At 70.9% G+C, this 23,080-nt stretch carries 20 protein-coding genes; 11 read left to right on the top strand and 9 right to left on the bottom strand.

Annotated features, from left to right (window positions below; genetic code table 11):
- The first annotated feature begins 173 nt into the window (after nucleotides 1-173).
- Both ABGB18_RS41160 and ABGB18_RS41155 read left to right on the top strand, forming a co-directional pair.
- The gene (locus ABGB18_RS41160) at nucleotides 174-494 is read left to right on the top strand and encodes a hypothetical protein (RefSeq protein WP_347701107.1); all 321 of its coding nucleotides are present in this window, start codon (nucleotides 174-176) and stop codon (nucleotides 492-494) included.
- Nucleotides 495-610: 116 nt separating this feature from the next.
- A complete protein-coding gene (locus ABGB18_RS41155) occupies nucleotides 611-1,090 on the top strand; it encodes a hypothetical protein (RefSeq protein WP_347701106.1) in 480 nt (159 codons plus the stop codon).
- Here the strand turns inward: ABGB18_RS41155 and ABGB18_RS41150 are convergent.
- The 3 genes from ABGB18_RS41150 to ABGB18_RS41140 all read right to left on the bottom strand — a co-directional run bounded on the left by ABGB18_RS41150 (nucleotide 979) and on the right by ABGB18_RS41140 (nucleotide 4,629).
- Entirely contained in the window at nucleotides 979-1,824 is an 846-nt protein-coding gene (locus ABGB18_RS41150; protein ID WP_347701105.1) for a helix-turn-helix domain-containing protein, read from the bottom strand. The two genes, ABGB18_RS41155 and ABGB18_RS41150, sit on opposite strands and share 112 nt — an antisense overlap.
- 188 nt (nucleotides 1,825-2,012) lie before the next feature.
- On the bottom strand, nucleotides 2,013-3,422 hold the full coding sequence (locus ABGB18_RS41145; protein WP_347701104.1) for an SLC13 family permease: 1,410 nt from the start codon (nucleotides 3,420-3,422) through the stop codon (nucleotides 2,013-2,015).
- 19 nt (nucleotides 3,423-3,441) lie between these two features.
- Nucleotides 3,442-4,629, bottom strand: a complete 1,188-nt coding sequence (locus ABGB18_RS41140) for a CoA transferase (protein ID WP_347701103.1) — start codon at nucleotides 4,627-4,629, stop codon at nucleotides 3,442-3,444.
- Between the two features lie 110 nt (nucleotides 4,630-4,739).
- Between ABGB18_RS41140 and ABGB18_RS41135 the strand changes: the two genes are divergently transcribed.
- Nucleotides 4,740-5,621: a LysR family transcriptional regulator gene (locus ABGB18_RS41135; protein ID WP_347701102.1), complete on the top strand. Its 882-nt coding sequence runs from the start codon at nucleotides 4,740-4,742 to the stop codon at nucleotides 5,619-5,621.
- Here ABGB18_RS41135 and ABGB18_RS41130 read toward each other — a convergent pair.
- Entirely contained in the window at nucleotides 5,614-6,945 is a 1,332-nt protein-coding gene (locus ABGB18_RS41130) for a tannase/feruloyl esterase family alpha/beta hydrolase (RefSeq protein WP_347701101.1), read from the bottom strand. The two genes, ABGB18_RS41135 and ABGB18_RS41130, sit on opposite strands and share 8 nt — an antisense overlap.
- A 366-nt stretch (nucleotides 6,946-7,311) precedes the next feature.
- Here ABGB18_RS41130 and ABGB18_RS41125 point away from each other — a divergent pair, with 366 nt between their 5' ends.
- The 5 genes from ABGB18_RS41125 (at nucleotide 7,312) to ABGB18_RS41105 (ending at nucleotide 12,080) form a co-directional block, all read left to right on the top strand.
- Nucleotides 7,312-8,136, top strand: coding sequence for an ABC transporter ATP-binding protein (locus ABGB18_RS41125; RefSeq protein ID WP_347701100.1), 825 nt, complete (start codon nucleotides 7,312-7,314; stop codon nucleotides 8,134-8,136).
- On the top strand, nucleotides 8,123-8,836 hold the full coding sequence (locus tag ABGB18_RS41120) for an ABC transporter ATP-binding protein (RefSeq protein WP_347701099.1): 714 nt from the start codon (nucleotides 8,123-8,125) through the stop codon (nucleotides 8,834-8,836). Before ABGB18_RS41125 ends, ABGB18_RS41120 begins: the two co-directional genes overlap by 14 nt.
- 62 nt (nucleotides 8,837-8,898) lie before the next feature.
- Complete coding sequence (locus ABGB18_RS41115; RefSeq protein ID WP_347701098.1) at nucleotides 8,899-10,140, top strand: ABC transporter substrate-binding protein; 1,242 nt, start codon at nucleotides 8,899-8,901, stop codon at nucleotides 10,138-10,140.
- Between the two features lie 9 nt (nucleotides 10,141-10,149).
- Nucleotides 10,150-11,013, top strand: coding sequence for a branched-chain amino acid ABC transporter permease (locus tag ABGB18_RS41110; protein WP_347701097.1), 864 nt, complete (start codon nucleotides 10,150-10,152; stop codon nucleotides 11,011-11,013).
- Nucleotides 11,014-11,015: 2 nt separating this feature from the next.
- On the top strand, nucleotides 11,016-12,080 hold the full coding sequence (locus ABGB18_RS41105; protein ID WP_347701109.1) for a branched-chain amino acid ABC transporter permease: 1,065 nt from the start codon (nucleotides 11,016-11,018) through the stop codon (nucleotides 12,078-12,080).
- On the opposite strand, the gene ABGB18_RS41100 is transcribed toward ABGB18_RS41105, so the two are convergent.
- Entirely contained in the window at nucleotides 11,962-13,926 is a 1,965-nt protein-coding gene (locus tag ABGB18_RS41100; RefSeq protein ID WP_347701096.1) for a GAF domain-containing protein, read from the bottom strand. The two genes, ABGB18_RS41105 and ABGB18_RS41100, sit on opposite strands and share 119 nt — an antisense overlap.
- Before the next feature lie 232 nt (nucleotides 13,927-14,158).
- Complete coding sequence (locus tag ABGB18_RS41095; protein ID WP_347701095.1) at nucleotides 14,159-14,827, bottom strand: TetR/AcrR family transcriptional regulator; 669 nt, start codon at nucleotides 14,825-14,827, stop codon at nucleotides 14,159-14,161.
- A gap of 506 nt (nucleotides 14,828-15,333) precedes the next feature.
- On the opposite strand from ABGB18_RS41095, the gene ABGB18_RS41090 reads away from it, so the two are divergent.
- Both ABGB18_RS41090 and ABGB18_RS41085 read left to right on the top strand, forming a co-directional pair.
- Nucleotides 15,334-16,527, top strand: coding sequence for an FAD-dependent oxidoreductase (locus ABGB18_RS41090; protein WP_347701094.1), 1,194 nt, complete (start codon nucleotides 15,334-15,336; stop codon nucleotides 16,525-16,527).
- Between the two features lie 59 nt (nucleotides 16,528-16,586).
- Nucleotides 16,587-17,483 (top strand): RNA polymerase sigma-70 factor, encoded by an 897-nt coding sequence (locus ABGB18_RS41085; protein ID WP_347701093.1) that lies wholly within the window; start codon nucleotides 16,587-16,589, stop codon nucleotides 17,481-17,483.
- A 409-nt stretch (nucleotides 17,484-17,892) separates the two neighbouring features.
- On the opposite strand, the gene ABGB18_RS41080 is transcribed toward ABGB18_RS41085, so the two are convergent.
- The 3 genes from ABGB18_RS41080 to ABGB18_RS41070 form a co-directional block, all read right to left on the bottom strand.
- Nucleotides 17,893-18,795, bottom strand: a complete 903-nt coding sequence (locus ABGB18_RS41080) for an SAM-dependent methyltransferase (protein ID WP_347701092.1) — start codon at nucleotides 18,793-18,795, stop codon at nucleotides 17,893-17,895.
- Nucleotides 18,792-20,432, bottom strand: coding sequence for an FAD-dependent monooxygenase (locus ABGB18_RS41075; RefSeq protein WP_347701091.1), 1,641 nt, complete (start codon nucleotides 20,430-20,432; stop codon nucleotides 18,792-18,794). The genes ABGB18_RS41080 and ABGB18_RS41075 overlap by 4 nt, the downstream gene beginning before the upstream one ends.
- 443 nt (nucleotides 20,433-20,875) lie before the next feature.
- A complete protein-coding gene (locus ABGB18_RS41070; RefSeq protein WP_347701108.1) occupies nucleotides 20,876-21,244 on the bottom strand; it encodes a DoxX family protein in 369 nt (122 codons plus the stop codon).
- Nucleotides 21,245-21,570: 326 nt separating this feature from the next.
- Between ABGB18_RS41070 and ABGB18_RS41065 the strand changes: the two genes are divergently transcribed.
- A complete protein-coding gene (locus tag ABGB18_RS41065) occupies nucleotides 21,571-22,806 on the top strand; it encodes an MFS transporter (protein WP_347701090.1) in 1,236 nt (411 codons plus the stop codon).
- Nucleotides 22,807-23,080: the final 274 nt, after the last annotated feature.

The raw sequence follows: 23,080 nt of genomic DNA, 5'->3' as shown, positions 1-23,080 counted from the left end.
TCCACTCGTTCTGTGGCAATATTCCGCCGAAGGAGTACGAAGGCGCCTTCTTTAAGGCGCAGGAATCTGCTATGTCATTCGCAAGTTCGCAGGAATCGTAGCCTCCAAGATTCCCGGGGCGGTCCATCCGTTACTTCCCCCGAAACCTGCGCCTGCTGCTCAAGTCACTGTCCATGTTCGACCCGGACTTCGCGCGGGCCATGGTCGACGGCCGCTTCTACGACGGGCTGGACCACGCCGACGCCCTCGCCCGCGTGTCCTGCCCGCTCCTGGTCCTGCACGCCGACTGGCGACGCCTGCCCTCACACGGACTCATCGGCGCGATGGACGACCAGGACGCGGCCAGGATCGCACAACTCGCACCACACAGCCGTTACCAGCGCATCCATGCCAACCATGTGATCCACATGTTCAAACCCCACCGGTTCGTGACCGCGGCGGACACCTTCCTCCGGGAAATGACCCCTGCGGGGGACGGCGCTCCACGCGCGTAGATCCTCCGGTTCAGGCACATGGCCGGCCGCCGCCGGTCACCCGATGCACGGTTCCCACCCCGTACAACCCAGTCAGCCTGGCCTTATACGGCGTAGGCAGATGAACGGAGAGTGAGATGACGATCGGTTTCATCGACAGCGCCGTAGGAACGTCCAACATCCCCGAGTCCGTCCGCGCGCTCACCTCGTTGCCTGACATCGACTACGCCGATCAATTCACCCTTTCCACGGATGTGGCCGCGACATCGGAGCAGTGGGCCCGCGCGATATTCGGAGACATCCCCAATGCCGGAGAGCTACTGATCTGGTGCGGTCTGCTCGGGTTCCGACTCAGCCGAACACGATCGCCGGCCACCGTGGCCGGATGGCGGATCGGCGGATGCGGCGAGGACTGGATCCGGCTCGAGGCGGCTTCCTGGTTCCTGACCGGCAACCTCCTTGTATGGACGGTCGGCGAGCAGGTGTCGCTGGGGACCTTTCTGTACTATCGCCGGAAAGTGGGCCATGGCGTGTGGCCTCCGCTGTCCGCCATCCATCGCCGCCTGGTGCCCGGGTTGCTCCACGACGCCGAGGCAAGGCTTCGAGCACTTCGGTGAGGCTGCGCCGGCCGACAATCACATCTGGACCGCCCGCCAGCGTGGTCCCTGCAGGGGCGGGCGCGGGGTCGCGGTGCCGGTGCACCGTGGCCCGGGATTTCCCGAACACCGCGCACGCCCGCACCGTGCCGACCGACCTCTCCAGGGCCGGCATCCCGGGCGGCCCACCGGGCGGCTCGCGACAAGGTGGCGGCGTCTGTGAAGCCCCACCGCGCCGCGATGGCGAAGATCGGACGGCCGGCATGACGAGGATCGGCTAGGTCGCGGCGGCAGCCCTCCAGCCGCTGGGCGCGGATCCACGCCGCGACGGTGACCTCCTCTGACTCGAACAGCCGGTGCAGCGTTCGTACCGAGATGTTGTGGGCAGCGGCGACGGCGGCCGGCGAGAGGTCCGGCTCGGCCAGGTGCCGCCGGACAAAGGTCTGGACGCGCAACAGCAGCGTGCGCTGCCGCGACTCCGGCGGCACGGCCGCGTCGGCGTCCAGGTGGGGGGCCAGCAGGACGGTGAAGAGATCGAGCAGCACCGTGCCCAGCCTGGGGCCGTCCGTGGGCCGGAACGACGCGGAGTCCGCAGCCAGCCGGGCGAGGAACTGCACGAGCAGCGCGCCGACGCCGTCCTGCCCCGGCAACCGGGTCGCCAGCAGCCGGTCGACCTTGTTGGGCGGCAACGGCACCAGCGTCCTGGGAATCAGCGCCACCATGGAGGCGGCCGTGCCGTCATCACTGACGTCCACTCGGCTCTCGAACGGCTTGAAGGTGGCGTACGTGACGACATCACCGCCTTCGCCGAGCCGTGGTTGCCCCCGGGCTGTTCGGCCTCGGTGGTCGGCGCGCGAGGTGCGCACCGAGCCGCGCGGACGTCTCGATCCCCACATGCATCGGTTCACCGCGAAGCTCATCGACGCCCTGCGGTGCTGACGCCTCACCACCAGCCGAAGGCGGCCCAGGTCAGGACTGGTGCGACGACGATCGAGATCAGCCCGTACGTGAGGAGCTGCCGGAACAGGCGGGGCCGGACCGAGGGCTCGGCGGCACCCAGGATGAGGCCGCCGGTGATGCCCAGCGGGTTGAGGTCCACCAGCACCGAGGCCAGCGCGAGGGCTAGCACGCCCCCGACCGGGGAGAGACCGGCGTCCACCAGCGGCGGCAGCAGTGGCATGACGGTCGCGAACACCGCGATGGAGCTGGCGGCGAACGATGTGATGCCGGCGACGTAACACAGCACGAGCAGGCTGAGCAGCGGCGCGCCCGTCACCCCGAGCAGGTCGCTGATCTGCTTGAACGCGCCCAGGTGCTGCATCAGCCCCACGTACGTCAGCAGGCCGCCGATCAGCAGGACCACGTTCCACGGGATCCTGGACACGATCGCGCCGAGCGGCATCCGGAAGGCCAGTTGCAAGATCAGGGCGGCGGTCAGGCCGAGGTAGCCCACGTTCATGTCGAAGCCGACGGACAGGACGACGACGGCGGCCATGCACAGCAGGGTGACGGCCCGAGCGCCTGAGCGCTGCGGCGGGGTGGCGGGTGCGTCCGGCTCGGCCGTCGCCGTCGCCGTGCCGCCCTGCCCGGCGGCCGGAGCCGAGGAGGGCGATGCGGGAGCGGTCGATGCGGGAGCGGTCGATGCGGGAGCGGTCGATGCGGGGGTGATCGAAGTGGGAGCGGTGGGCGCGGGGGTGGTCGGGGCGGGAGTGGACGCGGTAGGAGCGGAGGCGCGGCCGCGCGGGATCCCGCCCTTCCACCGGCCCACGACCAGGCATCCCGCGCACACCACCAGCCCGGCGAGCAGCCCGCCTGCCAGGAAGGTGACGGGAGCCGAGCCGGGCAGGCCGATGCCCAGCTTGCCGCTCAGCTCCCGCGCGGTGACCCCGTACACGGCGAGCGGTGACAGCAGCCCGCTGATGATGCCGGTGACGCCGAGAACGGCGGCGAGCATCGGCGAGATCCGGTATCGGGCGGCGAAGCCGAGCGCGATGGGGGAGACGATGGCGGTCGCGGCGGCCGGCAGGGTGCCGGCGGCGGTGAGGACGGCGCCGATGGCGAACGGGGCCAGCGCGATCAGCGCGAGCCGCCCGCCGGCCAGCCGGAGCAGCAGGTCGAGCAGCCATTCGAGAGTCCCGTTGTGCTGGGCGACGGCGAACAGCGCGGTCACGCCGACGATGAGCACGAAGAAGTCGGCCGGGAAGAACGCGGTCACGTCGTTCTCGGTGACGCCGGCCGCGAGCCCGAGCAGGAACGCCGCGGCCAGGGCGCCGAGCCCGAGGTCGAAGCCGGGGATCAGGGTGGCCGCGAGCAGTCCGGCCAGCACGATGATGGACAGGGTCGCCATGGTCATGGGCAGGCTCTTCCGTCGGTCAGACCACTCCTCGGTGGCGCAGGTCATGGATCTCGGACTCGGCGAGCCCGGCGAGGTCGCGCAGAACGTCGGTGGTGTGCTCGCCGAGGGCGGGCGCGGTGTGGCCGATGGTGGTGTCGAACCCGGAGAACCGCCCGGCCGGGGCCTGCATGAGCCGCGGGCGGCCGGTCCTGCCGTCGGGCACCTCGACGATCGAGCCGCGGGCGCGGATGTGCGGGTCGGCGCAGATGTCGGCGGCGGTGTTCACAGGACCGGCGGCCACGCCGGCGTCGAGGAGCAGCGCCATCAGGGGTTCGAGATCGTGCGCGGCGACGAAGGCGGCGACCCGCGCCTCGATCTCTGCGCGGTGTTCGAGCCGGGCGGTCATGGTGTCGTGGACGGCGAGGTCGTCGGCGTGCATGGCCTTGACGAGCCGGCGCCACATCTGCTCGGTCGAGGCGGGCAGGGCCAGCCAGCGGCCGTCGCGGGTGCGGTAGAGGTCGTTGGGGCTGATGTGCGGGTTGCGGTTGCCCTGGCGGTCGCGGTTCTCGCCGGTGACGTCGTACTCGACGATGAAGTCCTCCATCATCCGCAGCAGCGGCTCGTACAGGGGGATGTCGGCGAGCTGGGCCTGCCCGGTGCGGTCGCGCTGGCGCAGCGCGAGCATGGCGGCGAACGCGGCGTAGATGCCGGTGACGCCGTCGGCCACGGGGTAGCCGGCGAAGATCGGCGGCCCGTCGGGTGAGCCGGTGCGGTGGGTGAGACCGGCGAAGGCCTCGGCGACGCGGGCGAAGCCGGGGCGGTCGGCGTACGGGCCGGTCCTGCCGAACGCGCTCACCTGCACCATCACCAGGTCGGGACGGTAGGCCCGCAGGTCGTCGAAGTCGATGCGGAACCGGCGCAAGGCGGCCGGCCGGAAGTTGGTGACCACGATGTCCACGGCCGCGGCCAGCCGCCCGACCAGGTGGGCGGCCTCGGCGTGGTGCAGGTCGATCGTGACGCTGCGCTTGCCGCGGCCGAGCATCGCCCAGGCGGCGGACTCGCCGTCCTCCAGGGGCGGGTAATGGCGGGCCGGGTCGCCCATGGCGGGATGCTCCACCTTGATCACCTCGGCGCCGAACTCGCCGAGCAGCGCGGCCGCCAGGGGCCCGGCCAGGATCGTCGACACATCCAGGACGCGCACTCCGCTGAGCGGGCGGTCAGACACAGGGCATTCCTTTCACCTCGGCATCTCCCGTCACGATCCCGCGCCGTCGGAGCGGCGGGAAGACGGGGATGGGATTCACAGGTGAAAGGTTCTGCCTTTATGGTGGCGCGGTGCGGGTGGAACGGGCGCGGTACTTCCTGGCCTCGGTCGAGACGGGGTCGCTGCGTGCGGCGGCGGCCCGGTGCGGGGTCAGCCAGCCGACCATCGGGCAGCAGATCGCGCTGCTGGAGGAGGAGCTGGACGTCGTCCTGCTCACCCGCAGCCGGCACGGCGTGCACCCGACGCCGGCGGGCCAGGCCCTGATCGAGCCGCTGCGCCGGCTGGTGGCGGCCGAGGAGGCGGTGCGCGAGTCGGCGATGGAGTCGAGCGGCTCCTACCGCGGGCGGGTGCAGATCGGCGGCGTCACGGTGGCCGTGGAGACCGTCATCGCGCCGGTCGTGGGCCGGTTGCGGCGCGATCACCCGGGGCTGCGGTTCAGCGTGCGCGAGGGGGCGTCGGCCGCCATCGAAGCCGCGGTGCTGGACGGCGCGCTGGACTTCGGGGTGGTCACGATGCCGGCCGGGCCCGCCGCGCCGGGGCTGCGCCGCATCCCGCTCGCCGCGGCGCCCGTCGGCGTGTACGCGCGTACCGACCATCCGCTGGCCGGCCGCGACCGGATCCAGTGGCGCGACCTGGAGAGCTGGCCGGTCGTCACCATGCGGGCGGGCACCGTGATGTGGGAGACCCTGCACCGGCACGTGCCCGCCCCCGACGTCGTCGTGCAGGCCATGTCGGCGCGGACCGTCAAGGTGATGGTCGGCCAGGGCGTCGGGCTGGGCGTGCTCGCCCGGTTCGACACCTCGGCCGACATCACCGACGTGGTCTGGATCCCGATGTCCGACGCCGAGCCCGTGCACCTGTGCCTGACCCAGCGCCAGGACAGCAGGCCCTCACCATCCGCCCTCATCGTGCGGCGGCTCATCAGGGACCGGGCGGGCGAGCTGGTCAGCTGATGGCGCAGGTGTTGACCACGTCACCGGAGGTGGGGCGGGGGATGGTGGCGCTGCCCGGCGGCTGCCGGCCGTGGTCGGCCGTCCAGCGCTCGAGCGCCTCCAACGCCGTCCGCATGCACGGGAGCAGGGGCCGCATGCGGTCGGGGAACATGTCGTACTCGCTGTCGAGGTGGGAGGCGCCCTCGATGCGGTAGTAGCGGTGCAGGGCTCCCCTGCCCTGCTCGCGCACCGCGTCGGCGTACGCGTCGCCGTGCACCTTGATCGGCAGCAGCGTGTCCAGCGTGCCCTGCACGGTGATGAGCGGCTTGCCGATGCGGCCGGAGTGCGAGGCCCGCCGTACGGCGTCGTGCACGCTCTTCGGGCGGTTGTGGTAGTCGTAGTCGGCGTCACAGTTCGGGGTGCCGCTCTGGCAGTACGGGATGCCCGCGTCCAGGTCGCCGTCGAAGCCCGGGTCCACCTCCTCGCGGTAGCGGCGCTGGGTGCCGTCCCACAGGATGCGGTAGTTGAAGTCCCACAGGAACTCCGAGCCGGGGGCGAAGCCCGCCCTCAGCATCGCGGCGTGCGCCCGCTCGTCGCCGGTGGCCGCGTACTTGGGGTATTCGCGCAGCGCCACCGGCAGGTAGGTCAGCGCGTTCGGCCGGTTGCCCGGCGGCCAGTACGTGCCTTCCGAGTCGACGCCGCCGTCGTACAGCTCGGGGTGGTTCTCCAGCGCCCAGCGGACGAGCTGGCCGCCGTTGGAGATGCCCATAGCGTACGTCCTGCGCGGCTGCCTGCCGTAGTGACTGGCGACGGTGGCCCTGGCGGCGACGGTGACCTCGGTCATCCGGCGGTACCACTCCCGGATGGCGTCACCGGGCCGCTCGCCGTCGTGGTAGAACCCGGCGTCCACGTTGCCCTTGTCGGTGGAGGCGTAGGCGTAGCCCCTGGCCAGCACGTAGTCCGAGATCGTGAAGTCGTTGGCGTACTGGCGGCGGTTGCCGGGCGCTCCGGCGACGACCAGGCCCCCGTTCCACCTCTCGGGGAGCCGGATGACGAACTGGGCGTCGTGGTTCCAGCCGTGGGTGGGGTTGAAGGTGGAGGTGTCGTGGAAGTAGCCGTCGATCTGGAGGCCCGGCACGCCGCTCGGGTTGCGGGTGCCCGCCGCGTGCAGGGCCTGCCAGTCGGCGGGGTCGGTGTGGCCGGAAGCGACCGTGCCGGCCGTGGTCAGGTCGTCCAGGCAGGCGGCGACCTGGTGTTGCGCGCCGGGCACGCGGAGCCTTTTCAGGTCGGCGCAGCGGGCGTCCGCGGCGGCGGGGGACGCCACCGGCGTCAGGGGGATCACCACGAGCGCGGCCAGCAGGGCTGAGAAAACAGCGGATCGGCGGGGTCGGGGATTTCGGCGAAGGGACAGAAACATGTGCGACTCCCATCGGTCAGACGGACGCCATGCTGATCCAGCGTTCCTGGCGGGGCGACGTACGTGGTCACCACTGTTCGGCGGTGACCTGTGGAGGTGGTGTCCACCGGTTCGCCGATGAGAGCCCGATCGGCCGGGCCGCAAACGGCTTTCCGCGGCAGATACCGCGATCCGGTGTGTGTCACCGCATAGCGGGCCGTCCGAATGTGTGGATACCTCACCTGGTCCGCCGTCCTGGGCGCGACCTAGCGTTCACGGTGTCCGAGGTCGCGTTGTGACGCGTGAGGAGGGCGCATGGGAGCAGGCCCCACGGGTCCCGCCGGTCCCGCGGCGGAGGCGGCGAGCCCGCCCGGCCCCGCGGCCGCCCCCGTCCTGCGGGCGCGTGGGCTGGTCAGGGAGTTTCGCGGCTTCCGAGCCGTGGACGGCGTCGATCTCGACGTGGCCGAGGGGAGCGTGCACGCTCTGGTGGGGCCGAACGGCGCCGGCAAGACCACCCTGTTCAACCTGCTCACCGGCTTCCTGAAACCGACCGCGGGCAGCGTCGTGATCGAGGGTCGCCGGGAGCTGGTCGGCCGCAGCCCCGAGGCGATCAGCCGGCTCGGCGTGGCGCGCTCGTTCCAGATCACCACCCTGTTCACCGACCTGACCCCGCAGCAGCACGTGGAGCTGGCGCTGGCCGGCCCGACGGGCCTGGGGTGGCGGTTCTGGCGCTCGGACCGGGCGCTGACCCGTTTCGCCGCGGCCGCAACCGAGCTGCTGGCCAGGGTAGGGCTGGCCGGCCACGGTGGCGTCCCGGCCGGCTCGCTGTCGTACGGCCGCAAAAGGGCGCTGGAACTGGCGCTCGCGCTGGCCATGGACCCCAAGGTGCTGCTGCTCGACGAGCCGACCGCCGGGATGGGGGTCGAGGACGTGGACCGCACCATCGAGCTCGTCCGCACGATCCGCGCGGGCCGCACCGTCGTCATGGTGGAGCACAACATGAACGTGGTCGCCAGCCTCGCCGACCGGGTGACCGTGCTGCAGCACGGCAGGGTGCTGGTCGAGGGAGCGTACGCCGAGATCCGCCACGACCCCCGCGTCATCACCGCCTACCTCGGAGACTCCGATGCTGCGCGTTGACGGACTGTCCGCCTGGTACGGCGAGGCGCAGGCGCTGCGCGAGGTGTCGATGCGTGTGGACGAGGGCGAGATCGTCACGCTGGTCGGCCGCAACGGCGCGGGCAAGACCACGCTGCTGCGCTGCCTGATGGGCCTGCACGGCACGTACGGCAGGACGTCCGGCACGGTCACGCTGTCCGGCTCCGACATCACGACGCTGCCCCCGCACGCCAGGGCCCGCCGCGGCCTCGGCTACGTCCCCGACGACCGCGGCATCTACGCGACCCTGTCGGTGGAGGAGAACCTCACGCTGGCGCCGGTGGTCAAGGGCGGCGGCGGCCCCGAGCCGTGGCCGCTGGAGCGGGTGTACGAGACGTTCCCGCACCTGAGGGAGCGGCGCCGGTCGCCGGGGACGACGCTGTCGGGCGGCGAGCAGCAGATGCTCGTGCTGGCGAGGGTGCTGCGCACGGGCGCCAGGCTGCTGCTGTGCGACGAGCCCACCGAGGGCCTGTCGCCGCTGTTCGTGCAGCGCATTGGCGAGATCCTGCGCGAGGTGCGGGCCGCGGGCACGACGGTGCTGCTGGTCGAGCAGAACGTGCACTTCGCCGCCGCCGTCGCCGACCGCCACTACCTGCTGGCCGAAGGGCGGATCGTCGAATCGCTCGACCGCGACCAGGTACGCGAACGCGAGCACCAGCTACTGGAGTACCTCGGAATCTGACGACCCGCCACCCCCAGTGACACAGAACGGCTGAAAGCCCGGAACCAGAGGAGATGCCGCACATGAGAATCACGGGCTGGAGCGGCGGGCTGGCCGCCGCGACGCTGGTGCTGGCCGGATGCGGGGGCGGGCCCGGCGGTGGCGGCGGCGCGATCAGCGACGGCGGGGTGGTGCTGGCCGTGCTGAACGACCAGTCGGGCATCTACGCCGACACCTCCGGCCGCAGCACGGTCGAGGCCGTCAAGATGGCGGTGGACGACTACCGCGCCAGGTACGGCGACAAGGCGGTGGCCAAGAAGGTCGAGGTGGTCGCCGCCGACCACCAGAACAAGCCTGAGATCGCCAACTCCAAGGCGCAGGAGCTCTACGACCGCGAGCACGCCGACGTGATCCTCGACGTACCCACCTCCTCGGCCGCGCTCGCCGTCGCCACCGTCGCCAGGAACAAGAAGAAGGTCTTCATCGACGTGGGCGCCGCCAGCACCGAGCTGGAGGGCAAGGCGTGCAACAAGTACACCTTCCACTACGGTTACAACAGCTACATGCTGGCCCACGGCACCGGCGGCGAGGTCACCAAGGACGGCGCCAAGAACTGGTACATCGTCTACCCCGACTACGCGTTCGGGCAGGACATGAACCGGACGTTCAGCACGGCCATCCAGGCGGCCGGCGGCTCCGTTGTGCAGGCCGACCCGACGCCGTTCCCCAACGACAACTTCTCCACGTTCCTGCTCAAGGCGCCCGGCCTCGACCCGAAGCCGCAGGTGCTCGGCACCATGCACGCCGGCGGTGACCTGGTCAACCTGGTCAAGCAGTACAACGAGTACAAGCTGCGCGACAATGGCGTGCAGCTCGCGCTCGGGTTGCTGTCCATGAGCGACATCCACTCGCTCGGGCCCGACGCCCTGGCCGGCACCCGCTACACCACCATGTGGGCCTGGACCTTCGACGAGCAGACCCGGGCCTGGGCCGACAAGTTCCAGGCCAGGACCGGCAAGCGGCCCACCTCCAACATGGCGGCCAACTACTCGGCGGCCCTGCAGTACCTGGAGGCCGTGCAGCGCGCCGGCACCGACAACTCCGACAAGGTGGTCGCGCAGCTCGAAGGCCACACGATGGAGGACATGTTCGTCCGCAACGGCACCATCCGCGCCCAGGACCACCTGCTGCTGCACGACGCGTACCTGGCGCAGGTCAAACCGGCGACCGAGGTCAAGGAGCCGTACGACTACGAGAAGGTGCTCAAGACCATCCCGGCCGCGGAGGCGTTCCAGCCGCAGCCCGACCCGGCCTGCAAGCTGTAGGCGGCCGGCGTGCTCCAGCAGGCGTTCAACGGGCTGGTGGGCGGGTCGTTCTACGCCCTGCTCGCCCTCGGCCTGGCCGTCATCTTCGGCATGCTCGGCGTGGTCAACCTCGCCCACGGCGCGTTCTACATGCTCGGCGCCTTCGGCGCGTTCATCGCGCTCGACTCGTTCGGGCTGAACTTCTGGCTGGCGCTGGCGCTGGTGCCGCTGCTGCTCGGCGTGGCGGGCGCGGTGCTGGAACGGCTGTTCATCCGGCGGTTGGCACCGCTCGACCCGCTCTACAACTTCCTGTTCACGTTCGGGCTGGCGCTGATCCTCCAGGACGTCGTACGCCGCGAGTACGGCGTCAGCTCCCAGCCCTACCCCCGGCCGGCCGCCCTGGAGGGCACGGTCGACCTGGGGCTGTTCACCTATCCGGCCTACCAGGTGTTCGTGCTCGGCGTGTCGGCCCTGATGTGCCTCGTGGTGTGGGTGGTGCTCACCAGGACCCGGGTCGGGATGATCGTCAGGGCCGCGACCGAGCGCCCCGAGCTGACCCGGGCGCTCGGCATCGACGTGGGCCGCTGGGTGACCCCCGTGTTCGGCTTCGGAATCGCGCTGGCCGCGTTCGCCGGGGTGCTGGCCGCGCCGATGCGCGCGGTCAACCCGCTGATGGGCGCCGACCTGATCATCACGGTCTTCGCCGTGGTCGTGATCGGGGGTCTTGGCTCGGTGTTCGGCTCGGTCGCCGCCGGGTTCGCCGTGGGGCTGGTGTCGGCGCTGGGCAACCTGTACGTGCCCGCGCTCTCCCAGATCCTCGTCTTCATCCTGATGGCCGCCGTGCTGCTGTGGCGGCCCGCCGGGCTGTTCGGACGCGAGGAGGCGTACCGGTGATCATGTCCAGGCTGGCCCGCTCGGGCCGGGGCGGGATCGTGCTCCTGGTGCTCGGGCTCGTCGCCGCCCTCGTCCTGCCGTGGCTGATCTATCCGCCGGTGGCGCTGGACATCGCCTGCTGGGCGCTGTTCGCCGCGGCGGTGGACCTGCTGCTCGGCTTCACCGGGCTGCTGTCGTTCGGGCACGCCGCGTTCTGGGGCGGGTCGGCGTACTGCACGGGGCTGATCGTGCTGCACGGCGGGCTGCCCTTCCCGGTGGCGATCCTCGGCGGCGCGGCGTTCGCGGCGCTGCTGGCGCTGCCGATCGGCTACCTGTCCGTACGCCTGACCGGCATCTACTTCGCCATGGTCACCCTGGCCTTCGCCCAGATGCTCTATTTCCTGGCCAACCAGTGGCGGGAGGTCACCGGCGGCGAGAACGGCCTGCAGGGCATCCCCCGCGAGCTGTTCGGCCTCGACCTGAACGACCCGTTCTTCTTCTACTACGCGGGCCTGCCGTTCGTGCTGGCCGGCCTCGCGGCCGCCTGGCGGATCGTCCGCTCGCCGTTCGGCCGGGTGCTGGTGTCCATCAGGGACAACCCCTCGCGCGCGCGTGCCCTCGGCTACCCCGTCGAGCGCTACCGGCTGCTGGCCTTCGTCCTGTCGGCCGCGCTGTCGGGCGTGGCCGGCGGCGTCTTCGCCATCGGCCACGGCTTCGCCTCGCTCGACGGCCTCTACTGGACCACCTCCGGCCAGGTCGTGATGATGGTCATCCTCGGCGGCATCGGCACGCTGTGGGGCGGGGCCATCGGTGCCGCCCTGGTCGTCCAGCTCCAGGACTTCCTCGCCACCGCCGGGTTCGAGGGCATCGGCATCGTCACCGGCACGATCTTCATCGTGATCGTGCTGCTGTTCCGGCGCGGCATCTGGGGAACGGCCCGCCACCTGCTCGCCACCCGCCGGGCGCGGCTCAGCTCCGCAGCCGGTGCAGGCGCAGAGCGAGCTGGATCTCCAGCGCCCGCTCCGGCTCCTGCCAGTCCTCGCCCAGCAGGCGGCTCACCCGATGCAGCCGCTGGTGAACGGTGTTGATGTGGACGTGCAGCCGCTCGGCCGTCCTGGACAGGGCACACCTGCTGCCGAAGTACGTCTCCAGCGTCCTGACCAGCGACGTGCCGCGGCGGGCGTCGTAGTCGAGCACCGGGCCCAGCGTCGCCTCCAGGAATCCCCGGGCGTCGCGGTGCGCGCTGATCAGCAGGCCGACGAAGCCCAGCTCGCGGGCGTCGGCCCCGTCGTCCATCCGGTCGAGGGCGAGCAGCGTGTCGGCGCAGCGCCGGGCCTCCCTGTGCGCGGCGGGCACCCCGGACAACTCGCGCACCGGCCCCGCCGCGCCGACCGTCACCGGCGCCGCCAGCGCCGCGCCCAGCTCCTTGGCGACCCGGCGCGCGGTCTCGCCCGGCACGTCCCCCGGCAGCAGCAGCACGACCTCCTCGCCGCGCGCCGCCGCCAGCCCGTGGGCCGCCGCCGCGTACGAGGCGGCCCAGAACGCGGCGCGCCCGCGATGCCGCGGCGAGGCGCAGCGGGCCGACAACACCACGTACGGCACGTTCCGTTCCAGGCCCACACGGTGGATCCGCGCCTCCAGCGCCGCCGCCCCGTCCACCCCGCCGTCTGCCCCGCCGTCTGCCCTGCCGCCGGGTCTGTCGTCGGTCCTGCCGCAGGCCGTGCCGCCGGCTCTGCCGTCCAGCAGATCGTCGAGCAGCTCGCCCCGCACCCGGGCCTCGGCCTCGGCCGGGCTCCTGCGCAGCAACATCAGCAGCGCGGTCACCAGCGCGGCGCGCTCCAGGATGCGCCGGTCGGCGTCGTCCAGCTCCGCCTCGGTACGCAGCGCCAGCGTGCCCAGCACCTCGCTGGGCGTCGAGATCGGGGTGATTCGCAGGTCCGCGTGCCGGGTCGTGCCGCCCCGCGGGTGCGTGGCGCCGGTGACGGCCGGCAGCTCGTCCTCGGCCAGCGGCACCGGGTCGCCCGAGGCCACCAGGCACCGGCCGGCCGCGTCCAGCACGTACAGCGTCCCGCCCAGCACCTCGGTGACCACCGCCGCCACATCGCCGGCGTCCCCGCCCTTGACGACCAGCGCCGTCATCCGGTCGTGCGCCTGCGCCGCCCGCTCGATCGCCGCGCCGCGCGCCCGGAGCCGCCCGTTGACCGCGTTCAGCTCCTCCACCGCCGCCCGGGTCTCGGCCAGCAGCCGCGCGTTGTCGATGGCCAGCGCCGCGTGCGCCGCCAGCGAGCCCAGCAGCACCGCCTGCTCCGGCGCGAACGGCCGCTCGGTGCGGTTGGCCGCGTAGAGCACGCCGATCACCCTGCTGCCCACCCGCATCGGCACGCCCAGGATCGCCACCAGCGCCTCCTCCGTCACCGCCGCGTCGATGAACGCGTGATGCCGGAACTGCGGGTCGCGCAGATAGTGATCGGTGCTGTACGGCATCGCCGTCTGCGCCACCAGCCCGCCCAGCCCGTCGCCCAGCGGGATCCGCAACCGCCGGAACGCCGCCGAGATCGAGCCGTCCGTCATGCGCATGCGGGTCTCGCCGCGCTCGTCGTCGTTCAGTGTCACGTACGCGATGTCGGCGTTCAGCAGCCGCCGGGCGCGGCGCACGATCGCCTCCAGGACCGCGTCCAGGTCGCGTAGCCCGGCCAGGTCTCCGGCCAGATCGAACAGCGCGGTCAGCTCGGCCTCGCGGCGCGCCTGCCGGCGCATGCCGGCGCTCACCCGCAGCGCCGCCAGCTTGGCCGCCTCCAGTTGCGCCAGCGTCTCGGGAGCCGCGCCCGCCGCGCGAGCCGAGGCCACCGGCTCCTCGAACTCGACCGGCGCGGCCTCCCTGGCCAGCAGGTCGAGGAAGACGTTGCACGATGCGAGGGGGGTTTGCACGGTCATCGGTGCGTCCGTCCAGGTGCGGTGGGTCGGCGCTGCCGCGGTCCGGGGCGCGGGCACGGCATGGTCACGCATGCGGGCCGGCGGGTCGTCCGCATGAGGGGGTGGTCAGGTCCTGCGACGGGGCATGCAATGGGGCCTCCAGAGCACAACGGGCAGGGGGCTGATCGGAGTCCGCCAGGTTACTAAGCGCATAGTCAGTCCGTGAACGGTCGCTTGTCAACCGGTGGCCGGACTATTCGCCGCTCGGGGCCAACAGCTTCAGCGCGAGGTCGGCGTAGAACTCGCCGAGTTGCTCGGGCGAGTCCGGCCCGTCCAGCCGATACCAGCGGACCAGATCTATGGTCAGCGACAACATCGCCCGCGTAACCCGCTTGACGTCCACCTTCGCGAACGACCCGTCCGCCACCCCGCGCGCCACCGCGCCCCTGAAGTAGCCATTGGTCTGGTGGCGCAGCTCCACGATCTCGCCGTAGTGCTCGGGGGTCAGGCTGTTCAGCTCCATCTGGCAGACCCGCGCCGTCACGTGGTGGCGGGCATGCCACACCGTGTACGCCGACACGATCGCGCGCAGCCGCTCCGCCGACCCCTCAAGCGCCACGATCGCCGGATCCCTGATGTGCCCGAGCACCTGCTCGTGCCCTGCCCTGACCACCTCGAACAGGACCAGTTCCTTCGAGGGGAAGTGCACGTAGAGAGCGGCAGGGCTGAGCCCGACGCACTCGGCGATGTCACGCGTGGTGGTGGCGTGGAAACCGTTCGCGGCGAAGCAGCGCACCGCCGACGACAGCAGGCGGCGCTGCACCTCCCCCAGGTCCGCCCTCCACAGATCGGGAGAGTGGTCCCGCAGCCGGGGATCGTCCGCCAAGTCCTGCGCGGTGAATCGGGCCTGCCGTCGGGCCATCCGCGACCCTCGCCCCCTTCGAATCCGAGCGCGTGGTATCGATGCCGCCCGCGGTGCCCGCCGGCCACCTGGTCGTGGCTCTGCCGCGAGTGTTTTCGTAGGAGCAGTCTACGAGATGACTATGCGCTTAGTCACGACCCGCGCCCTGGCGCCCACTCAGGCGCGTAGCGCGTCACGGATGAGTGCCGCGCCCCCAGTCGAGCAGGCTCCGAGCTGGCCCCGCGCCCGCTTCGGCTCGCCGGCGGCGCCGGCGGGAACCGCGATTTCTCCCGTCATCTCTCTCCCTCCGAGTCTTCTCCGTGAACTCCGGAAAGCGTGAGTACGCCTGCTTCGACACTGTGAAGCAGCCGGCCGGATCAGTCGACGCTTGCGCGTATCGGTGCGACGCGTGTCTGGGGTTGCTCCTCAGCCGAGCCCGCACCTCCGGAGTGACCTACCTCACACACTGTCACAACGACCGATCACGCGGTGTCTTGAGGCTGGACCCATGAAGCGAAGGAGACACCATGACCGGGAACACCGAGGTGGTCGTGATCGGCGGCGGATACGCCGGCGTCCTCGCGGCCAACCGCCTGACGCAGCGCGACGACGTGGCCGTGACCCTGATCAACCCGCGCCCGGCCTTCGTCGACCGGATCCGCCTCCATCAACTGGTGGGCGGGTCCCACGACGCGGTCGTCGGCTACAAAGACGTCCTGGCCGAGGGCATACGCCTGGTCGTCGACACCGTGACCAGGATCGACGCGGCCGGACGCGGCGTGATGTTGGCGTCCGGCGGCACGGTCGGCTACGACTACCTGATCTACGCGGTGGGCAGCGGCAGCGCCGACCCGAGTGTGCCCGGGGCGGCCGAGTTCGGCTACCCGATCGCCACCCTGGAGGAGGCGCAGCGGCTGCGGGCGGTCCTCGACACCGCGCCCGCGGCGGCCGCCGTGACGGTGGTCGGAGCCGGTCCGACCGGTATCGAGACCGCCGCCGAACTGGCGGAGGCCGGCCGTACCGTGACTCTGGTGTGCGGCGGGGTGCTGGGCCCCTACCTGCACCCTCGGGGGCGGCGCTCGGTCGCCAGGCAACTGGCCAGACTCGGTGTGACCGTCCTCGACGGCCCCGGCGCGACGGTGACGGCCGTGACCCGCGATACCGTGCGGCTCGGCAACGGCCGCGAGCTGCCGAGCACAGTGACCATCTGGGCCGCCGGCTTCGGCGTGCCGGGTCTGGCCGCCCGCAGCGGGCTGAGCACCGACGCCCTGGGCCGCCTGCGCACAGACGAGACGTTGACCAGCGTGGACGACATGCGCATCGTCGCGGCCGGGGACTCGGTGGCACCGTCGGACCTGCCGTTCCGGATGAGCTGCCAGGCCGCGGTTCAGCTGGGCCCGCACGCCGCCGACACGGTGCTCAGCCGGATCGCGGGCCGGCACCCTGCGACTCTCGCCCTGGCGCTCGTCGCCCAGTGCATCAGCCTGGGGCGCCGGGCCGGCATCTTCCAGCTCGCCCACAGAAACGACGTCGCGATGAGGCCCTACATCGACGGCCGCCCTGGCGCGATCATCAAGGAGTTCATTTGCAGGGGCATCCTTTGGCAGGTGGCGTACCAGGCACGCAAGCCCGGTTCGCTCAACTGGCCAGGATGGGCCAAGGATGCCAAGCGCCGGCAGCTGCTGCAGGCTGAGCACGGCGAGACGCTCGCCACCCGCTGAATGAGCAGCTTCAAGGCGTCCGGCGGGCAGGGCCGGCCGCGAAGAGGAGAGAGCCAGATATGAGCGATCATGCCGCTGACCCGGCGACCGAGGCGTTCGTCTCCCACCGCAACCTGCTCTTCACCGTCGCCTACGAGATGCTCGGGTCGGCGGCTGACGCAGAAGACGTCCTTCAGGAAACCTGGCTGCGGTGGGCCAAGGTCGACGTGGGGCAGGTGCGTGACCAGCGCGGCTACCTGGTCCGAATCACCACCCGGCAGGCCCTCAACCGGCTGCGCACGAAAAAACGCCGCAAGGAGGCGTACGTCGGCCCCTGGCTTCCCGAACCGCTGCACACCGCGCCCGACGTGGCCCAGGACGTCCAGCTCGCCGAGAGCGTGTCGATGGCACTCATGATCGTCCTGGAGACGCTGTCACCGACCGAGCGCGCCGTGTTCGTGCTGCGCGAGGCGTTCGATGTCGGCTACGAGGAGATCGCGGCCGCCGTCGGCAAGAGCCCCGCGGCCGTCCGCCAGATTGCGCACCGCGCCCGCCGGCACGTCGATGCCCGCCGCCCTCGCCAGGCGGTCTCCCCGAGCCAGACCCGGGCGGTGTTGGAGTCGTTCCAGCGCGCGCTCGAAACCAGGGATCTGCGGGGTCTGCTCGACGTACTCGCCCCGCAGGTGGTCCTCATCGCCGATGGCGGCGGCGTCAAGCAACCAGCGCCGCGGCCCATCACGGGCTCCGAGAAGGTGGTCCGCTTCATCGTCGGCGGCCTGGGCAAGGCCGACGTCTCCCTCGTCTGTGCCCCCACGGTCGTCAACGGCAACCCGGCACTCCTCGTACGCGTGGACGGCGAGATCGACGGCGTACTGGCGATCCGCGTCGAGGACGCCCGCATCACCGGCCTCTACTACGTCCGCAATCCGGAGAAGCTGACCCACGTCGAATCCGAGACCCCGCTCACCCTGCGATGAACACCGGTGGCGGAACAGCCGCGGCTGACCAGGCACCGTGGCCGGCTTCACCCCCGAAAGCCCCGAACAGATGTGGCTGGCCAAGGTGGCCGAGCGGGGCATGTGCCGGCCCCGCTGGTGCAGCCCGCGCCGATCCGCAAGCTACGCGACCTGACCCGTTACCGACGCTCGCTCATCGAAGACCGCACCCACCCAGCTCAGCCGTGTGCTGAGGGACTCGCCCGCCATGGCGTGATCCCCCCTTTAGGGCACGAGCCTCCATCGAAACCGGAGCGCTTCAGGCGTCAGCGACCGACGTCCCATACCAGCGCGGGTCCAGTGCCATGGTGGCAACCGCCAGTCCAAGAAATCCGATCGCGAGGAAGAACTGGGGCGAGAAGTCGTACACGCGCAGACGGGTGTAGCCGGGTCACCGAGTCCCACCCAAGCGAGCCGTGGCAAGCCAGGCTCGTCCGGCGTCGGGTCTGTTGGGGTCGAACGCGGATGGGGTGGGGCGGCCGCAGGCCGCTGCCGCTTGGGCGATGTCTGTCACGTCCGGCCGCCAGCCGCGTGCGGCGAGCCAGCCGTCGAGACGGGCGACAGGGCCGCCCTGCCATAGTTCCACGAGTTCCGCAGAGATGGCGGCCCGGGCTGCGCGCAGCAGTTCGGAGTCCTCGGCGTGGTCGAGAGCCAGGACGCTGCCGAGGGCGGAGGCGATGGTGATGCGGTCGAGGAGCGTGCCCGCGGCGTCGGATGAAAGCGCGTACAGGATGCCTTCGGCCAGCCAGGCAGTCGGCCGGTCCGGATCGAAGCCGGACGCCGCGAGCGCGGGCAGCCAGTCCTGGCGCAGGTCGGTGGCCACCCCGACACGGTGGCAGGTGGCCGTGGCGCCAAGCCGGTCCAGGACGGCGTTCTTGAAGTCGAGGACGTGAGCGAGGTCGAGTTCGAAGAGCGCAGTGCCGGGCGGCCAGGGCAGCCGGTAGGCGCGGGCGTCCATGCCGCAGGCCACCAGGACGACTTGGCCGCATCCTTGCCGGGCGGCGTCCAGGAGCGCCCGGTCGAGGTAGAGGGTGCGTACGGCCACCTGGTCGGCCATCATGCTCAGGAACTGCTCGACGGCGGGTGACCCTCCCGCTCCCCACGGTGATGCGTGCTTGTCGGCGGCCCGTATGAAGTGCCGGGCGTAGGGATCGTCGAACAAGCGGTCTGGCCGGGTGCTCTCCAGCGCTCGTATGAGGGCGACACCCAGTGCGGTGCCTCCGATGCCGGGCAGGCTCTGGGGGACGACGGGGTCACTGGTCATGGGGTCACTGGTCATGGGATCGCTGGTCATGGGGCCGTCCTCTCGACGTGCGGGGCGCTCAGGGCTCGGAAGTAGTCGTTCACCGCCGCCAACTCGACGCTGTCACCTCGGTAACCGACGTACTTGTCAGGGCGGATGATGTAGATGCTGGGCCGGCGTACGCCGTAGCGGTTGTGCGCCCGGCTACGTCGGTCCGCGGCGACGCCGTCGCTCAGACCGTGCGGCAGGTGGCCGCGGGTGATGAGGTGTGCTTCGCCGTGCCCGGCCATGGCCGTGCGGGCCGCGGATCGCCATGCCTCCAGGGTGGCGGGGTCGGTGGTGCCCGCGGCGAACAGCAGGAGGTGATGCCCAGGCCCGCGTAGCAGATGCCGCAGCGCCATCGGACCGTCGCGTCCTTCGAGGTAGACGTCACGCATCACCTCCCCAGGCTGCGGGCCGGCCCCGGCGAGATCGTTCCATGCCTTGGCTGGAGACTCGGTCCAGCGTTGGAAGACCAAGGGGCTGTCGCGATAGTTGACCAGGTGCTCGCCGAAGGCGTTGGACAGCCGCTGTTGCACAGGGTTGAGCCGGCCAAGCAGGCGCAGCGCGTGCCGTCGCGCTCTGCGGGCGACCAGGGTGCTGCCGGTGACGACCTTGGTCGTGGTCGAGGTGGCGTCGACGACCGCCTTGGCCACGGGCCAGCGTTCGGCGTGGTAACTGTCCAGCAGCGTCTCGGCCGCGTCGCCGTTGACGACGAGGGCGAGTTTCCAGCCCAGGTTGTAGGCGTCCTGCATACCGGTGTTCATGCCCTGGCCACCCACCGGACTGTGGTTGTGCGCGGCGTCTCCGACGAGCAGGACGTGACCGGCGCGTAGCCGCTCGGCCAGGCTTTCACGGGCCACGAACGACGAACTCCACTGCAGGTCGTGCAGGCGCGAGTCCAATGGGGTGCGATCGCCGACCAGGGCGCTGAAGTCGTCCAGGCCGGGCGTCGCCGGCGGCGATCCGGCCGTGTTGGCCAGAATGCGCCAATAGCCCTGCACCATGGGGAAGACCGCGAGCAGGCCGGCTCGGGCGAAGTAGACGTGAAAACGGTCGCGCGTCAGCGGCCAGTCTGCTGCGACATCACCCAGGATGAAACCGCGTCGCAGGTCGGCTCGTTGCCTGCCGATGCCCGCCCCCTCGCGGACGGTGCTGTGCGCGCCGTCTGCCCCGGCCAGCCATCTGGTCTCGCAGCGTTCACGGCGGCCGTCAGCGTACTGGAGTTCCACGGTGACGCCGTGTTCATCAGCCTTCTGTGCCAGCAGGCGAGTGCGCCATTCGATGGAGACTCCGAGTTGCTCCGCACGTTCGCGCAGCAGCCTGACGGTCTGCCACTGCGGGATGCACAGATCGAGGGGGAATGCGGAATCCACGGCGGTCACGTCCATCTCGGCCAGGGTCGTGGTCCCCTGGTAGAAGTTCAGCGCCTGCAACGGCATGCCGTGTTCGATGGCGTCTTCGGCTAATCCGAGGTCATCCAGGACTTCCAGGGTCCGGGCCACGATGGACACCGCCCGGCTCTCCCGGTGGTCTGCGTCCCCGGCGTCGATGACGCGAGGCAATACCCCTCTGCGCGCCAACTCGATCGCAAGCACCAGGCCGGTCGGCCCGGCACCGACGATGAGAACGTCTGATCTGACAGTCACCACTCCTCCAAAAACGAACGATCGTTCTTTGAGACAACACGAAAGCGGGCAAGTAGTCAAGAGCGAATGTTCGTTCGCTACCTAGTCACCCGTCCGGGCGTCGAGGTCAGCGCGCCATGCCGTTTCGGAAGGCCCCCGAGTCCGCGTGGCCATCGTGGCCGTACACCGCGCGGGAAACCAGGAGTCCACCGACCGGCGCCATCAAGACATCCGCTGCCTGCTCGGCTGGGACGCCACGAGAGGGCAATCCGCACTGTTGATGTCGCGCCACCAGCCGCCGATCACCCGGCGGGCCTCCTCCATGACAGCCTGCAATCGAGTGCGTGGCGCCGGCGACCGCAGCGCCTCGGCCCACACCTGAGATCAGGGGCCATGTCCCGGAAGGACATCCATCGTGGAGAGCATTGTGCGCTTCGTGGATGTCGCGATGTTGATCGCCGCGCTCACGGGGCCATCAGCAGTGCGATCACGTTCGCGCTGGTGAGCAGTGCCAGCAGTACGGGGGCCGCCGCGTGCGACCGATGCTGCTCGCGGGAGAAGTCCCGGGCGCGCAGGTGGTAGCCGATGGCTCCGAAGAGGAGCAGGGTGAGGCCGATCGCTGCCACGACGGCGAGCGGTCGGGCCCATACGCCGACCATGAGCCCGAGGGCACCCGCGATCTCCAGAACCCCGATCGACCGGGTCATGGCAGGGCCGACGCCAAGACGTAGCAGGTTGGCGCTGACCTGCGGGCGTAGCAAGACCTTCTGGGTGCCCGCGAGAAGGAAGACCAGAGCGGCCAGCGCGCTCAAGACGATCGCCGTGAGGGACATGAGTGCACCTTCCTTGAAGAACGAATGTTCATTCTCTATGCCAATCTCGGTGAGATTGTCAAGGGCGAACGTTCGTTCGGCCACGTGATCGGGGCGGGCCGGGGCGGCCGCCGTCCGGGCCGGCTTTTCGATCAGCACCCGGTCGGACGGCATGTGCCGGCCACGACGACGCTTGCGGCACCACGGTGGCAGGATCGCCGAGGAGAAGCGCCGTCGTTCGCCGGTGGTCTCGTCGATGCGCTTGTCGTTGACGCGCGGGGCGCGCACCATCCACCTCAGGCTTCCAGACTGAGGTCGGAATGGCTCGCTGTGAACATGGAGGATGCATGACGACGGAATCGGCGAACTGGCGTGGCGTGGCCGTGGTGGGCGCGCTCATGCTGGGGGCGTTCGCCTTCAACACCACCGAGAACTTGCCGATCGGCATTCTCAAGCTGATGGCGGACGACCTGGGCCAGTCGCTATCGGCCGTCGGCCTCCTGGTGTCCGGTTATGGCCTGACCGTGGCCCTCGTCTCGGTGCCGATCGCCACGATGACCCGCTCCGTCCCCCGCCGGTTGGTCCTCTGCGCCCTGCTGGCCGCGCTGTTCCTCGCGAGCGTCGTGGCGGCCCTGGTCTCCTCGTACTGGGTGCTGCTGGCCGGCCGATTGGTCACTGCGGTGGCCCAGGCGCTGTTCTGGGCGGTGATGGGGCCGGTGGCGGTCGGCCTGTTTCCCCCGCGCGTCCGCGGGCGCGTCATAGGAGCACTGTCCGTGGGCGGTTCGCTCGCCCTCGTCCTCGGGGTGCCCGGCGGCACCTGGCTGGGCCAGCACGCCGGCTGGCCGGTGCCGTTCCTGGTGGTCGGCGCGCTCGCCATCCCCTCCTTCATCGTGATCGCCACTGTGCTGCCGACGTCCCGCCCGGAAGCCGGCCACGCCGTGCGCGGCGTGGCGCCGGACACCCGCCGCTTCGCTGTCGTGCTGACCGTCACCGGGCTCACGGTCACCGGCGTCTTCGCCGGGTATACCTACATCTCCACGTTCCTGGTGGACGAAGCCGGGTTCAGCGCGTCCTCCGTCAGCACGCTGCTCCTCGTCCTCGGCATCACCGGCATCGTCGGCGTCGCGGTGTACGGGCGGCTCCTCGATCGCTTTCCCCGCGCGACCCTCACGCTCCCCGTGACGACGCAGGCGGTGGCGCTGCTCGGCCTGTACGCCGCGGGCGAGTCGCAGGCCTTGGCAGTGATCGCGATCGTGTTCCTCGGCGCCTCGCTGGGGCCCATCTTCATGGCCACGCAGAGCCGGGTCATGCACTTCGCGCCGGGCCGCACGGAAACAGCCATCGCCGCGAACAGCGCCGCCTACAACCTGGGCGTGGCCGCGGGCGCCCTCGCCGGCGGCCTGCTACTCCCCCTCATCAGCGCGCGCGGCACCTTTCTGGTCGGCGGCCTGATGACGGCCGCCGCACTGGTGCTCCTCCTCCAGGAGCAATTTCTGTCCCTGCGCCGCAACGAAAGGCGCACCGACGACCACGAACAGGCGCAGGGAAGGCACAAAACGCAGGATCCGCTCTCGCAGGGTTAGTTCGAACGTCGATCGCACGGTAGGTCCGGACGTCGCGAGGTTCGCGCGGACTGGGCAGCACCCGTGACCTTTGGGGTCTCGCCCTTCGTATCGCGCCAGCGAACGCCTCACCGATCAGACGCTCGGTGCTGGCGCTGGCGCTGGCGGGAGCAGCCACGTCGATCGCCGTCGAGCCTCCCGCGCTCGCCGCCCAGAAGGCCATGCGGGGCCCTACGGGTATGGGAGCCTGAAGCTCGGCATGAGCGCCACAAAGGCCAAGGCGACCGGCAGGATC

The organism is Nonomuraea sp. B12E4 (genome assembly GCF_039871825.1).
GTDB lineage: Bacteria > Actinomycetota > Actinomycetes > Streptosporangiales > Streptosporangiaceae > Nonomuraea.
This window is presented reverse-complemented; position numbering and strand designations above follow the sequence as displayed.

What these genes read in the sequence shown, in the direction of transcription:
- ABGB18_RS41120 (WP_347701099.1), top strand. Translation starts at nt 8,123, where the DNA reads ATGCTGCGCGTTGACGGACTGTCCGCCTGGTACGGCGAGGCGCAGGCG.
- ABGB18_RS41095 (WP_347701095.1), bottom strand. Translation starts at nt 14,827, where the DNA reads ATGGCCCGACGGCAGGCCCGATTCACCGCGCAGGACTTGGCGGACGAT.
- ABGB18_RS41070 (WP_347701108.1), bottom strand. Translation starts at nt 21,244, where the DNA reads ATGTCCCTCACGGCGATCGTCTTGAGCGCGCTGGCCGCTCTGGTCTTC.
- ABGB18_RS41100 (WP_347701096.1), bottom strand. Translation starts at nt 13,926, where the DNA reads ATGACCGTGCAAACCCCCCTCGCATCGTGCAACGTCTTCCTCGACCTG.
- ABGB18_RS41090 (WP_347701094.1), top strand. Translation starts at nt 15,334, where the DNA reads ATGACCGGGAACACCGAGGTGGTCGTGATCGGCGGCGGATACGCCGGC.
- ABGB18_RS41085 (WP_347701093.1), top strand. Translation starts at nt 16,587, where the DNA reads ATGAGCGATCATGCCGCTGACCCGGCGACCGAGGCGTTCGTCTCCCAC.
- ABGB18_RS41145 (WP_347701104.1), bottom strand. Translation starts at nt 3,422, where the DNA reads ATGACCATGGCGACCCTGTCCATCATCGTGCTGGCCGGACTGCTCGCG.
- ABGB18_RS41160 (WP_347701107.1), top strand. Translation starts at nt 174, where the DNA reads ATGTTCGACCCGGACTTCGCGCGGGCCATGGTCGACGGCCGCTTCTAC.
- ABGB18_RS41065 (WP_347701090.1), top strand. Translation starts at nt 21,571, where the DNA reads ATGACGACGGAATCGGCGAACTGGCGTGGCGTGGCCGTGGTGGGCGCG.
- ABGB18_RS41155 (WP_347701106.1), top strand. Translation starts at nt 611, where the DNA reads ATGACGATCGGTTTCATCGACAGCGCCGTAGGAACGTCCAACATCCCC.
- ABGB18_RS41080 (WP_347701092.1), bottom strand. Translation starts at nt 18,795, where the DNA reads ATGACCAGCGATCCCATGACCAGTGACCCCATGACCAGTGACCCCGTC.
- ABGB18_RS41115 (WP_347701098.1), top strand. Translation starts at nt 8,899, where the DNA reads ATGAGAATCACGGGCTGGAGCGGCGGGCTGGCCGCCGCGACGCTGGTG.
- ABGB18_RS41125 (WP_347701100.1), top strand. Translation starts at nt 7,312, where the DNA reads ATGGGAGCAGGCCCCACGGGTCCCGCCGGTCCCGCGGCGGAGGCGGCG.
- ABGB18_RS41105 (WP_347701109.1), top strand. Translation starts at nt 11,016, where the DNA reads ATGTCCAGGCTGGCCCGCTCGGGCCGGGGCGGGATCGTGCTCCTGGTG.